Below are 13769 nucleotides of genomic sequence, written 5' to 3'. Positions count from 1 at the left end.
ACTCTAGTGCGCTGCAGGCGGGAATACACGTAAGTTAGCGCAACCGAGTGTAACGGTTTATGGGGTATTGGGACGTCCTAAGGGTCGCAAAGAAGTCGTAGCGATGGGCATAAATACTGGCTTCTACGGCTGTTTGATCACCTGGCCACAAATGTAACGAGCTTGTTACATTGCGTGTTATTCGCGTGGCAACACCAAACACACTTCCAGCCCGGCGCCCATACGATTGCGCAGGGAGATGTCGCCACCATGGCTGTGCACAATGTTGCGCGCGATGGTCATACCCAAGCCGGTGCCACCGGTGTGTCTGCTGCGCGAGCCTTCAAGCCGTACAAAGGGGTCAAAAATGTGTTCTAACTCTTTTTCCGGTACGCCGGGGCCATCGTCCAAAATAACAAAGGTGACGGCATGTTCACTGGCCCTTACCTCAACCCACGCTTCGGTGCCATAGAATACTGCATTGTGAATCAGGTTCGATAAGCAACGCTTGAGCGCCATGGGCTTGGCGAACAAGCGGGCATCGTCGGGCACGGTCAGATTCACTTGGCGCTGCAATACGGCGACTTCTTCTTGAATGGCCTCCAACATGGGACGGATCGGCACTTCGCTGGTCGGTTCGTTCAGGTCGGTACTTTGTGCCAGATCCAGCGCACCCTGCACCAGTTGTTCCAGCTCGTTCAGGTCTTTGTTGATTTTTTCTCGTACGCTGTCGTCGTCCAGCAATTCGGCACGCAAGCGCAGGCGGGTAATGGGCGTTTTCAGGTCGTGCGAAATGGCCGAGAATAAGAGGTCACGGTCGTTGATAAAGGTCAGGATACGACGTTGCATGATGTTGAACGCCCGCGCAGTTTCCCGCACTTCATAGGTGCCAACCTCCGGCACCGAGACTTGGTGGATATCGCGCCCCAACGCCATGGCGGCCCGTGACAAGCGCCGCAACGGCCGGGTCAGCCAGCGCACAATAAACCAACTGCAGATCATCAACACCAATAGCAGGATGGCGATAAAGGCCAGTTGATCCGGGTTGTACGCCTCAAACCCTTCTACCACATAGGGGTCCGGTAGCATCAAGCTGGCCAGATACAACCAGTCACCATCTTGCATGCGCATCTGAGCCACCAATACCGGGGCCGGTGGGTTCATCACCAAATTGTTTTGCACCCAGCGCGAAGGCAGTTCGGAAAACAGCACCCCACTGGTGAAGACGCGTAATTTATCAGGGTAGGCAAAGTCCACATCAATAATACCGACGCGCTGCCCTACGCGTTCACGAAAGGTGCGGTGGTAGTTGTCGATCAATTCACGCTTGAGGGGGTTGTCGCGCACCGTTTCGTAGTTAACGAATTCTTTGTTCACGCTGAGAAAAAAGCGGCTGCCACCCAAGTTACGCTGCTGATCCACGATAATATGCTGGAACTCTTTCGGCAGGCTCTCGAAATACAGCACGGTTTGGGCCATGGACACGGCCAGGTCTTGCACGCTGGCGAGGGCATCGTCGCGCTTGCCCGTTTCGATGTATTGAATCCACAGCGTTGTGGCCAAGACGAATGAACCGTAGACCGCCAGCACAATGACGGCCAGCAAGCGGCTGAACAACGACGAGAAAATGCGCACCCAAAAAGCCTGCAGGTTATGTACAAGTTTCATAGGTGTTCTACATCGCACGTCAGCAAATACCCTTGTCCCCGAACGGTTTTGATCAATTGCGGCGATTTTCCATTGTCGTCTAATTTGAAGCGCAAGCGGCTGATTTGTACGTCGATGCTGCGATCATAGGGGCTAAGTTCACGGCCTTTCAGGCGTTGAAATAAATCCTCGCGACTCAGAATTTCGCCGGGATTGGTCAAAAACAATTGCAGTAAATCGAAATCGGCCCCGTTCAGTGGAAACACATCGCCGCGTTCATGCACCAGTTGGCGATGCTGGGTATCCAGCGTCCATGGCCCGAAGCGTACTTTAGGGTGGTGTGCGGGCTCGCGGTTGCTGCGGTCTTCTAAGCGGCGTAACACGGCCTTGATGCGGGCCAATAATTCGCGCGGATTGAACGGCTTACTCATGTAGTCGTCCGCACCCAATTCCAAACCGATGATGCGGTCAGTCTCATCATTGCCTGCGGTCAGCATAATGATGGGAATACTGGACGAAGCACGAACTTTTTTGCACAGTGTGAACCCGTCCTCACCCGGCATCATGATGTCGAGTACAATAAGGTCGATGTGTTGTTTGTCGAGCCGGGCCATCATCTGCTGGCCGTTGTGGGCCGTACTCACGCGGAATTGATTGCGGGTGAGATAGGTTTCCAGCAATTCGGTGATTTCGTGGTCGTCGTCGACCACCAGCACATGGGTAAAGTCGTCTTGGTTATCCATACGGCATTTTTATTGTTGGATTCAGTAATAGACTATATTACTCGTGGTACAAGACAAACAATTATAAGGTAACAGCCCTGTTACAAAACGGGCTAGGCCGGTCCTGGGGAAAGCATGGCGACCAACACGGAAACGGAGAGCGCAGTAGATAGACCGATTCAGCCCGACTTTAATCGTTTGACGGCGCAAACGGTTCAGGCCGCGCGGGAGCGTTTCCAAGAAGTGCAGGTGGGACGCATGGAGCGCGTGCGGCAGATTTTGCAGCCCCAGCAACAAACCTGTTTGTCCATGCTACCCATGCTGTTTCATGTGCACAGCAACAAGCTGCCCGGTTTCGTTAACGACAGCACACCGCATGGCATTTTGGGTTATGTACCCAGTGAAAATACCGTTCGCTTAACGCACCAGTACAGTCGCCAATTTCAATTCAGTCAGGGTATGGCGGGGCATCGGCGCGATATTGTCAGCGTGTTTTTGATGGGCAGTCCCGGCAGCATAGCGCATAACGTACGCAGCGATTTGGACATTTGGGTTTGCCATCGGCCGGATCTCACCCCCGAGCAGTTAGCCGACTTGCGCGCCAAAGCCGATCTTATTGAACGTTGGGCGCTGGGGTTTAATCTGGAAGTGCATTTTTTCCTGATGAACGCTAAGCGTTTCAGCGGTGGTGAGCGCGAAACGTTAACCGGCGAATACTGCGGCAGCACCCAACACTATTTGTTGCTCGACGAATTTTACCGCTCGGGCGTGCATTTAGCCGGGGCGATACCGGTTTGGTGGTTTGTGCCGCCCTCACTTGAACAGCAATACGACAGCACCGTTGAGCGTTTGTTCGATGAATCTTTATTGCGTCCCGACGAAGTGGTGGATTTCGGCAAAATCGACCGCATGCCGATGGAAGAATTCCTTGGTGCCGCCATGTGGCAGCTCTACAAAGGCATCGATTCGCCGTGGAAGTCCTTGCTGAAATTGTTGTTATTGGAAGCCTATGCCGCAGAGCCGAGGCAAAACCCCAACATGCTGTGCCACACCTTCAAAAACAAGGTGTACGACAATGCACTGGAGCTTAATGAGCTTGACCCATACATTTTAATGTTTCGGCGTATTGAGGCCTTTTTATTGCGCAAACAAGATCAGCGCAGCCGACTTGAATTAGCGCGTCAATGTTTGTATCGCAAATCAGGGGTAGCGTTGAGCCGCCCGGCCAGTCGTAGCCGTGCAACCTGGCGGCGCGATATTCTGGAAAAGCTCATACTGGAATGGGCGTGGTCGAAATCCGACATTCAGGTGCTGGACGAGCGAGAGTCGTGGGGTATCAAACCTGCGCTCAAAGCACGCAACGAGATCATGCGGGAATTCACCCAAAGCTACCGTACCTTAACCCGTTTTGCTCAGACGCAGGGCGGCCACTCCATCATGAGTCAGGCCGACATGCGGGTGCTGGCGCGTAAACTGCACACCAGCTTCGAACGCAAGCCGGGCAAAATCGACATACTGAATGAGCAAATTGCACCCAATCAAACACAAGAAAAGGTCACGCTGCACCAACTGCCGTCGAAAGAACGCGGACAATTTTTATGGGCCGCTTATGTTGACCTGGTGCTTGCCAGCGAACAGAAATACCCACCGCCCTTAAAGCATGCGCGGGGCTTTCTAGAGGTGCTGCTGTGGTGCCACCTGAATGGACTGTTGAGTGGTCATTTGCATGTGCCGGTGTATTCGCTACGCAGCAATTTGAGCGACTTTGAAGTCAAAGAATTGATGTCGAGCCTTAAGCATTGGCAGCCGTATCCCTTACCATCGCCGTCCACCAATGCCTTTCAAGCACCGGCCCGCATTGAAAAAATCATGGTCTTTGTGAATGTGGGGGTTGACCCCATGGCCAAATTGTCGAAACGCGGCTTGCAGAAAATATCCAGTCGCGTCGACTCATTGGATTACAGCGCCTTGGGAGAAAACTTGGTGCGTACTCTGGATGTGGTCAGTGTGTCGTCTTGGCAAGAGGTCATCTGCACCCGCTACGACAGCCAGGACGCACTCGTGCAGTTCTTGCAAGCACTGTTCAGCCAACTGCGGCGGCAAAAAGGTCCGCTGCCCGACGTCGATGTGGTGAGTTACTGCGCGAGTCGTGCGGCGGCGACCATGAAGCGGGTGAAGGAGTTGGTGCACGACATGATGCGGGTGTTTTTCGGCCCTGAAGCCAAGGAAAGCACGCGCTATTTGATTCGCATCGAACAAACCTTTTACCTGTGTCAGTTTCACCAAGATCGTTTTTATGCCCAGCCCGCGCCCACCGTGCGGCATCTATACCCGTTATTGGCACAAGAGCAGCCGGAGTTCAGCCCCTTGGTGTTGGATGCCAACGCCATGTTGCGCCACAGTGGGTTGAAACTGATTCTGGAAGCCGCGAAGGATGGTCAAATTGTGGTTTGCTATCAGGCGGAAAAGACCCATTTGTCGTATTGGATTCTGGACGAAAACGCCACTCTGTTCCAAGCGCGCGTGGTGAATCATGGGGTGAACAATCTGCTTAATCATCTGTATCGCTTCTTGCGCACGGTGGAACTGCGCCAGCTCGCACAAGATGACCCCACCGTAGAAGTAGAGTTGGACTTGTTGGCCCGGCGGCGCATCAATTTCTATGAAGTCCGTCTGTCGCACAACGACAAACCGGCGTACCTACGGCCATGGCCGGGTGGAGAAGACGACGAATTGGATGCCCGAATTTTGCAGGTGCTGGTGCATCTGGATGCCAAAGGCAAAGCGCAATACACCCTGTATTTGCAGGATGAGGAATTCAGTTCGCTGGTCTTGGGCCCGGAACTTTTTGCTGCTGTGGCTGAACATATTTTGAGCTTCCGCCGCGGTGGCGAGCGTTACCCGGCGTACATTACCGATGTGCAATTGTCCGACGACATTAAAGCGCGCTTTCCTGATGGTCGTGCACAAACCTACCACTACCTGCTGTACAAACAGCGCATTGAAGCGCTATTGAATCGGTATATCGTCCCTAAAGACGACCAAAACCCGACCGACGACACGGAGCCCGGCCACTAGCGTAGCTACGTACACCGATGCTGCGTTAGGCGCATAAACCCTTTATACTGAGCGCACGTTGAAACAGGGTTTTTGGCATGCGCGTATTCATTGGCTTAATCTTCGGCTGCTTGCTGCTGACAGGGTGCGGATACAAAACCGATCTTACCTTGCCCGAACCGCGTGAAACCTTGCAATCAACCCCCTAACTATTGTGCCAACGGCCTGCGTTGGCCAGCCAAAATGGAGAAATGGCCCCTGTCATGAGTGCTTTTGTTTATCGTCATGGCGTTTTGCACGCCGAAGCCTGCGCCGTACCGGATTTGGTGCGTCAATTCGGCACCCCGTTGTATGTGTATTCCAAACAAGCACTGGTTGAACAGTATCAACGTTATCAAGATGCTTTAGGCGACTATGACGGACACATTTGCTATGCCGTAAAAGCCAACTCTAACCTAAGAGTGCTGGCCGTTTTAGCAGAAGCCGGGGCAGGTTTTGATATTGTGTCCGGCGGTGAATTAGAACGCGTACTGCGAGCCGGTGGCAAAGCCGACCGCATTGTATTCAGCGGCGTCGGCAAACAGAAAGACGAAATTGCGCGCGCCCTGGCCGTTGGCATTCATTGCTTTAACGTCGAAAGCTACCCTGAACTGGAACTGATCAACGCTGTGGCCAGTGAGTTGCGTCTGGTTGCCCCCGTTTCCTTGCGCGTCAATCCGAATGTTGATGCCGGTACCCACCCGTACATTTCGACCGGATTAAAAGCCAATAAATTCGGTGTTCCGATAGAGCAAGCCGACGCCTTTTATGCGCGTGCGGCGGATTTAGCCCACATCAACGTGGTGGGTGTTGATTGCCATATCGGCTCCCAATTGACCGACATTGCGCCCTTGGCGGAGTCGCTGGACAGCGTCTTAGCGCTGGTCGACCGGTTGGCCGAGCAAGGCATTCAACTGCGTCATGTTGATATGGGTGGCGGACTGGGTATCAGCTATCAGGACCATGAAACCGCGCCGGATATTGAAGGCTACATCGACTTTCTGAAACAGCGTTTAGCCAGTCGGGGCTTGGCCTTAGTGCTGGAACCGGGGCGCTCTATTGTGGGTGATGCCGGAATCTTCGTTACCGAAGTTGCCCTATTGAAGGAAGGCGAAGAAAAGAATTTTGCGGTGGTGGATGGCGCCATGAATGACTTGTTGCGGCCCGCACTCTACGGTGCTTGGCAGCGGGTGCAGCCTGTGGTGCCGAGGACTGAGCCCGATGCAGGTGAACTGAAACACTGGGACATTGTCGGGCCCATCTGTGAAACCGGCGACTTTCTCGCCAAAGACCGCGCCTTGAATTTACAGCCGAAAGATTTGCTGGCGGTTATGCAGTCAGGTGCCTATGGCTTCGTCATGGCATCCAATTACAACACCCGTCCGCGCGCCGCCGAAGTCATGGTCGATGGCGATAAAGTACACTTGGTGCGTCGCCGCGAAACACTGGATGACTTGTTGGCGCTTGAAGAAGGGTTGCACTGATGCGCATTCATTTCACCAAGATGCACGGGCTCGGTAATGACTTTATGGTCATCGATGCCGTGCGGCAGGATGTCCACATTACCTCGGATATGGTGCAAGCATGGGGAGACCGACATTTCGGCATTGGCTTTGATCAGCTCTTGATCGTCGAGCCGCCAACGCGGCCCGAAGTATCGTTTCGCTACCGGATATTTAATGCCGATGGCGATGAAGTAGAACAATGTGGCAATGGCGCGCGTTGTTTTGCCGCCTTCGTCGCCCGTGAAGGCCTGACCAGCAGTTCGGTGATCAGCGTCGAAACTGCTGGCGGTATTATTGAACTGCACCTCCAGGACGACGGCATGGTGCGGGTAAACATGGGCGTTCCGCGCTTGCAGCCGACGGACGTTCCTTTCAAGGCCGAAAACTTTCAGCCGCTATACCGGGTAACACTGGATGATGACCCGGAGCACAGCGTCGAATTGTCTGCCGTTTCTATGGGCAACCCGCACGCCGTGTTACTGGTGGATGACGTAGACAGCGGTCTAGTGCCTGTTCTGGGGCCACTGCTGGAGAGTCATGAGGCATTTCCCGCGCGTGTTAATGTCGGATTTTTGCAAATCATTAACCGGCAGGTGGGTCGCTTACGGGTTTACGAGCGTGGCGTGGGCGAAACTCTGGCCTGCGGCTCCGGCGCTTGTGCGGCCATGGTCGCGGCGCGACTGCAAAATAAATTGGATACCCATGCTACCTTACAATTGAACGGTGGCGAATTAACGTTAAGCTGGGCCGGTGAAGGGCACCCGGTGTACATGACCGGGCCAGCCACCTTCGTATTCGATGGCACCGTAGACTGGGAGGAAGGGCAGGATGGTTAACACACAGCTTTCGGCTGAAGAAGTAGAAGCCTTCTTAGGTGACAACCCATATTTCTTTGAAGGTCGAGAAGGCCTGCTGAAAGCCATGCGGATTAACCACCACAGCGGCCAAGCCATCTCGCTGTTGGAAAAACAAAACGACCTGCTGCGCAAAGAGCTCAACAGCCACCGTGAACGTCTGCAACATCTTATCGCCATCGCGCGCGACAATGATCACCTCTTTTTACGTCTGCGTGCCTTGGTGCTCACCATGCTGGACGCCAGCAGTTGGAATGGTCTGCTCACCGCCATGCGCAGCAGCCTTACGGCTAATTTCGACGTTGATTACGTACGCGTCGTCGCGCTGGAAAGCTGGTTATTAACCGGCGCATCAGAAATGATGCCCGGAAACGCCGACAACCTAAGCCAGCATTTGCCCGCCGTATTGGAACAAAAAAAGTCGTACTGCGGCCAAGTTGCCCCAGAAGTCGCTGAAATGCTGTACGGCCCTGACATCGCCAGCGATGTTGGCTCGGTCGCCCTTTCACCCTTGGTGCATGACGGCCGTGTGGTCGGCATTCTTGCCCTTGCCACGCACGACCCCGACTACTTCCGCTCCAGTATGGACACCCTGTTTCTCACCTACGTTGCCGAAGTGACCAGCCGCCTTGCGTTGCATTGGTTAACGCCGCCGGAGTGAGGGACTATGCTGTAGTTCGCCGCCGCAACATCACCTGATGCACCCATCCGAGCCCGATCAAGCACAGCCCCATGCCCATAAACGACAGCACGCGCCAGAGTCCGGTCAGGTCGTTAAGGTCGAGCAAGAACAGCTTGGCAATCACTACCACTAATAACAACATGCCGCCGCGATAGGCGTCTTGATGTTGTTTCCAGCCGCCGAATAACATGGCCGCTACAGCAAGCACCAACCAACTCAATGAATAGCTGTAAAGCTCGCCATCTTTTATCGCACCTTGCCACCATAAACGGCCATGCCATAGGTGCCGGACTTCTAAGGTGACAAACCACCACAAGGCTCCGGCGGCAATCAGGCTCATAACACGGCGCAGTTCAGCTACGCCCCAGCGGGAGGCAAGGGCGAACAGCAATACCGGTAAGCCGAAACTGAGCAATAAGAGGTTGGCAATGGGGGTGCTGCTTATCGCATCGATGCGTTGCCATAAAGGGTTTTTCACCACCGCTAACCAAAGATACTGGGCTACCGAGGCGCTAAGCAACAAGGTGGCCGCTAAGCGCAATAAGGCCGCACTGGCATCAGCACGGCGGGCGCGTATGGCATACACAATACCCAAGGCTGCGAGCAGGCTGGTGTAGAGGCTGGCTTCGGTAAAGGTGTAACGCGCTACGAACACGTCGCCATCGTATAGGGCATAACGCACGCTCACGGCAATGAACAACACCAGTACGTGCAGCATGGCACCTTCAAGCCAGCGCTGGGTATCTTTCAAGCCGGTCGCTAACCAGCGCGCCAGGGCAACAAGCGCCAAAGTGCCGCCGTAGGTCCAGAACACCCAAGTATCACCCGCTAAACGGCTGCTGGTAGCGTATTCGGGCAACCAAGGGTTGAGGGTCAGGCGAACGATGATCACGGTCATCACGGCACGCAGCAACCAACGCAATAACGGTAATTCAAAGCGTTGCATCAGCCAGACAATGGTAGCCACTTGCACGGCCAACGCTAGGGTAAGGCTCGCTTGTGATAGCGCCATGACCGCCGCAAGGGAATAGGCCGCGTGCGCCGCAATAAACCACCACACAACTTGGGCATCGGCCACTGTTTGCCAGCGCCGACGGGCGCGGTCGGCGTAAAATGCACCCAACCCCACACATACAGCTGCCCAGTACCACGCGTCGAAACCATGAGGGTTTAATAACCAGAGCACCGAGAGACACAATAAGGGGGTAAGTGTAGCGAGCGATAGAGTTAGGGCTGGATAGAGATTTACCTGTCGAGGGTGGTGTGCCCAATAGGCATAACCGCTTAGGAATATCAAAACCAGATACAGCATGGTTACGTTGTTGGGTTCACCGAATCTGATGGGTAGTGAAGGCCAGAATGGCCCCCAATAAAGGTGCCCTAAAATCAGACCAGTTAATGAGGTGGTGACCCAAAACCATGGTATCAGCTTAAAAGCGTTGTCCTGTGAATGAATATGCCAGACCACTAACGTCATCAATATCCATACTGAAGGTGCGTAGTAGCTGTGATGGCCGATATGCATAGTCAAGGCAAAAGCAACTATCACCGTTACCAGTGAAAGCACTCTGTCTCGGCTGATTGAACTGTCAAAGGTAAAAAACGAAGCAATGCTGCTGCAACTAGGGTTGTCTTGGAATTGTCTAGCACGAAGCCACCAGCCAAGTGGCAAGACCTGTGCTAAATGCCCCAGTGCTACGAGATAAAGCAGTATGGCGATATGATCGTTATGCATGGATAAGGCTAACCACCACCACAATAATGCTCCGCCAAGGGTGAGCCATAACAACCAGGTTCGATACACGCGACTCAACAACCAAAACCCTGCGCCAGCCACAACCAAGCAGTAGCCGAGCAAAATCTGTATATCACCTCTATCTTCCGCCAGTAAGGCGGGTACGGCGTATGCTCCTACAATACCCATTACCGCAAGCGCAGGGCCATGCCTAAGTGCTAACGCCATGGTGCCAAGGGACACCACCGCCAATAACACAAATACTAAACCGGTGGGCCAAAGTTCATAAAGATGTACCGACGCCAGCAATGCGGCATACAACGTAACGCTGCCCCCTCCCGCTAATCCGGCAGAGGCTTCTTCGCGTTGTGACGAACGGCGGTGCAGGTACTCTGCACCCGCATGCAACAACAGGCCGGTCAATAAGCCCAGACTGATGCGAGTTTTTGGGCCTAAATAATCTTGTTCAATCGAATAGGCGGCGAGAAATATTCCGGCCAACCCCACGCAAATGGCACCGAGCCATACCATCCAATGGGTTTTAAGATGTTCCCACCATGCGGGTGGCGGGGTGTCTACAGGTGGTTCAAATACTGAACTGGGTGCCGACGTTGTCTGCACTTGCGGGGTGAACGTTGGTATGGCTGAGGCAGTTGGGGCGGTTAGAACAGAAGATGCGGGAGAAACAGAGGCTTCGGTTCGGCTAGGTGTTACCGGCTCTGCGGGTGCTGTTTTGGTTACATTGTGCACCAGCTGGTCGCGCAAGGCGTTAATTTCACGTTTTAAGCGCCGAACCGTGAAGTGGTTTACCCAGCCCATAATGCTGCCGGAAAATAGCACCAGCAATATGGCGACGAAAAACAGAATTTCGCTGTCCATTTAATCATCCTTTTTGGGCTCTTGGCCCGTTAGAGATCTTCCGCGCCGACTACCTTGCAAAGCGCTGTGGCAGCCATCATAACGCTTTACACTTCAGTCGCCCAGTCTAGCGCAGGTTAGTGTTGGCAATGTGGACAATAAACGGTGCTGCGTCCCGCGAGGCGGATTTCTTTCAGCGGTGTAGCACAGGTCGCGCAGGGTTGGCCTTTGCGGCCATACACATTCAATTCAATACGAAAATAGCCCGGCTGGCCAGTGGCGCTCACATAGTCGCGCAGCGTGGTGCCGCCTTGCTCTATGGCGCGGGCCAGCACGGTTTTGATGTTCTCCGCCAATCGTTGCGCACGCGCGAGGCTGATGCGGTCGCAAGCACGCGTGGGGTGTATGCCGGTTAAAAAGAGCGCTTCATTGGCGTAAATGTTGCCCACCCCCACCACCAAGGAGGCGTCCATAATGGCAGTTTTGATCGGGCCGCGCCGTTTGCGCAGTTGGGTGTATAAATAGTCACCGTCGAAGTCGATACTGAGAGGCTCAGGCCCCAGTTTGGTGATCAGCGGGTGGGCTAGCCAGTCTGTGGTGTAGAGCATTGCGCCAAACCGGCGGGGGTCGCGGTAGCGTACCAAGGTTCCGTCTTCCATCACCCAGTCGCAGTGGTCGTGTTTTTCCAAGGCTGCGCCTGCTGGCACAATGCGAAACTGCCCGCTCATGCCTAGGTGAGCGAGGACTTGTCCGCTGTCCAAATGCAGTACGAGGTATTTGCTGCGTCGGCTGACTTGGTGCACGGTTTGCCCGGCTACTATGGCAGGCCACTGCGGTTCTATCGGCCAGCGCAGGCGATGGTCACGCACTATCCATTGCGTTAAGCGTTTGCCTTCGATGTGTGGGGCGATGCCGCGGCGGGTGGTTTCGACTTCGGGCAGTTCAGGCATTGTCGCCTCTGAGGTTTTTATTGCAGTACATAGTTAATGAAACGACGAGAAGTATAAAACGAGTAAACACAAAAAACCCGGCGAACATGAGTAGGCCGGGTTTTTATGCTTAATGCTGGCACCACAGGAGCAGTGACCAGTTTAGAGGCAAAGATCAATTACTTGATTTTGGCTTCTTTGAACATAACGTGCTTGCGAACCACTGGATCATACTTTTTCATTTCCAGTTTATCGGGGGTAGTACGCTTGTTCTTGTCAGTGGTATAGAAATACCCAGTACCCGCAGAGGATACCATACGAATCTTATCACGTGGCATCATTGGCCTCCTTAGACTTTCTCACCGCGCTTGCGCAGATCGACCAGCACCGATTCGATGCCGTTTTTATCAATAATACGCATACCTTTAGTAGATACACGCAGCTTTACAAAGCGGCTCTCACCTTCAACCCAGAAACGGTGGGTATGCAGGTTTGGCAGAAAACGGCGTTTCGTTTTCCGATTTGAGTGAGATACGTTGTTACCTGTTACAGGACGTTTACCTGTAACCTGACAAACTCTGGACATCTTGTATTGCCTCCGACTATGGGCTCGCCTGATTCTTGCTCGGACCGCCCCGGCATGGAACGGCACGTCGTAATCCACTTATTTCCGGTCGCGCGTGTTAGCTGCCTTCGCAGAAGCACCCTGAAATAATGCGCAGGGCGCGGGACCCGTTAAAAAAGAGCACGCTTTATACCAGACAGGTGTTTGGAATTCAAGAAGTTCTGTGCTTTCAGCATATAAAGCTTCTTGGCGAGACAAGTCGCAAGGTTGAGTTAGGGGCAGGCTCTAGGAGCCGGGACCGCTTGAACCCATCCGTGGGTCGCTACGGGGTCGGCATCCTGCCTCCCACGTTCCCTTTTCCTAGAGCCTGCCCCATGACTCAACCGATAGAGCAGTGCCATTCATCCATTCCAGCTTTGAAACGCGCTACCGAAACCACGGAGGCGAAAATCTGGCCAGGCAAAAAAGTGGCTTCCTACTATTAAAGCCAGCCCCGTTCGGCAAACGACACCGTCTCCCCACACCCCACGACAATATGATCGAGTAGCCGTATATCCACCAAATCCAAAGCTTTTTGTAAGCGCTCGGTGATCATGCGGTCACTGTGACTGGGTTCGGCCACGCCGCTGGGGTGGTTGTGCGAGATAATCAACGCCGCAGCATTATGGGTTAACGCGGCTTTCACCACTTCGCGCGGGTGCACGGGTGCGGAGTCTATGGTGCCCTCAAACAGAGGTTCGAACGCCAGCAGGCGGTGTTGGTTGTCTAGGAACAGTGCGGCAAAACATTCGCGGCTGCGGTGTTGCAGTTGCGCCTGCAAATAGGATTTCACATGTTCAGGCTGCGTAAATACGGGCGCATCATTGAGTCCCTGTTGCAAATACCTGCGGGCCATTTCCAACACCGCATTAAGTTGCGCAAATTTGGCATCACCGAGGCCGGGGCTAGCACAAAAAGCCGGGCGGGTTAATTGTAGGATTCTGCCAAGTGATCCGTGTTGGGCAATCAGCTTACGAGCTAAATCAACCGCACTGATGCCGGGCAAGCCGGTACGCAAGAACAGAGCGAGGAGTTCGGCGTCAGACAGTGCCTGGGCGCCCATGGAAAGTAATTTTTCCCGCGGCCGTTCACCTTCAGGCCAGCTTTTTATCGACATTTCGCGTATCCTTATCGAAATTTATCCTTTCGTCGCCATTG

At 53.9% G+C, this 13769-nt stretch carries 12 protein-coding genes; 5 read left to right on the top strand and 7 right to left on the bottom strand.

The genetic code is table 11. The features are described from left to right. Positions 1-177: 177 nt before the first annotated feature. Entirely contained in the window at positions 178-1647 is a 1470-nt protein-coding gene (locus tag ACFOSD_RS04215; protein ID WP_380693202.1) for an ATP-binding protein, read from the bottom strand. Then, entirely contained in the window at positions 1644-2369 is a 726-nt protein-coding gene (locus tag ACFOSD_RS04210; RefSeq protein ID WP_380693204.1) for a response regulator, read from the bottom strand. The genes ACFOSD_RS04215 and ACFOSD_RS04210 overlap by 4 nt, the downstream gene beginning before the upstream one ends. A 114-nt stretch (positions 2370-2483) precedes the next feature. Between ACFOSD_RS04210 and ACFOSD_RS04205 the strand changes: the two genes are divergently transcribed. The 5 genes from ACFOSD_RS04205 to ACFOSD_RS04185 all read left to right on the top strand — a co-directional run bounded on the left by ACFOSD_RS04205 (position 2484) and on the right by ACFOSD_RS04185 (position 8464). Next, on the top strand, positions 2484-5426 hold the full coding sequence (locus ACFOSD_RS04205; protein WP_380693206.1) for a class I adenylate cyclase: 2943 nt from the start codon (positions 2484-2486) through the stop codon (positions 5424-5426). A gap of 77 nt (positions 5427-5503) precedes the next feature. Continuing rightward, complete coding sequence (gene lptM, locus ACFOSD_RS04200; protein ID WP_380693208.1) at positions 5504-5614, top strand: LPS translocon maturation chaperone LptM; 111 nt, start codon at positions 5504-5506, stop codon at positions 5612-5614. A gap of 54 nt (positions 5615-5668) precedes the next feature. Then, positions 5669-6928, top strand: a complete 1260-nt coding sequence (gene lysA / locus ACFOSD_RS04195; protein WP_380693210.1) for a diaminopimelate decarboxylase — start codon at positions 5669-5671, stop codon at positions 6926-6928. Further along, entirely contained in the window at positions 6928-7785 is an 858-nt protein-coding gene (gene dapF / locus ACFOSD_RS04190; RefSeq protein WP_380693212.1) for a diaminopimelate epimerase, read from the top strand. Before lysA ends, dapF begins: the two co-directional genes overlap by 1 nt. After that, entirely contained in the window at positions 7778-8464 is a 687-nt protein-coding gene (locus ACFOSD_RS04185) for a DUF484 family protein (RefSeq protein WP_380693214.1), read from the top strand. The genes dapF and ACFOSD_RS04185 overlap by 8 nt, the downstream gene beginning before the upstream one ends. A gap of 4 nt (positions 8465-8468) precedes the next feature. Here ACFOSD_RS04185 and ACFOSD_RS04180 read toward each other — a convergent pair whose 3' ends face one another. The 5 genes from ACFOSD_RS04180 to radC all read right to left on the bottom strand — a co-directional run bounded on the left by ACFOSD_RS04180 (position 8469) and on the right by radC (position 13728). Further along, positions 8469-11099 carry a DUF2339 domain-containing protein gene (locus ACFOSD_RS04180; protein WP_380693216.1) on the bottom strand — a complete coding sequence of 877 codons (2631 nt, stop codon included), beginning with the start codon at positions 11097-11099 and terminating at the stop codon, positions 8469-8471. Positions 11100-11215: 116 nt separating this feature from the next. After that, a complete protein-coding gene (gene mutM, locus ACFOSD_RS04175; protein WP_380693218.1) occupies positions 11216-12028 on the bottom strand; it encodes a bifunctional DNA-formamidopyrimidine glycosylase/DNA-(apurinic or apyrimidinic site) lyase in 813 nt (270 codons plus the stop codon). Positions 12029-12186: 158 nt separating this feature from the next. Further along, the gene (rpmG, locus tag ACFOSD_RS04170) at positions 12187-12345 is read right to left on the bottom strand and encodes a 50S ribosomal protein L33 (RefSeq protein WP_304995604.1); all 159 of its coding nucleotides are present in this window, start codon (positions 12343-12345) and stop codon (positions 12187-12189) included. Between the two features lie 11 nt (positions 12346-12356). After that, a complete protein-coding gene (gene rpmB, locus ACFOSD_RS04165) occupies positions 12357-12593 on the bottom strand; it encodes a 50S ribosomal protein L28 (protein ID WP_380693220.1) in 237 nt (78 codons plus the stop codon). A gap of 460 nt (positions 12594-13053) precedes the next feature. After that, positions 13054-13728: a RadC family protein gene (gene radC, locus ACFOSD_RS04160; protein WP_380693222.1), complete on the bottom strand. Its 675-nt coding sequence runs from the start codon at positions 13726-13728 to the stop codon at positions 13054-13056. Positions 13729-13769 lie beyond the last annotated feature (41 nt).

This window comes from Salinispirillum marinum, from assembly GCF_042650105.1.
Taxonomy (GTDB): Bacteria; Pseudomonadota; Gammaproteobacteria; order Pseudomonadales; family Natronospirillaceae; genus Salinispirillum; species Salinispirillum marinum.
This window is presented reverse-complemented; position numbering and strand designations above follow the sequence as displayed.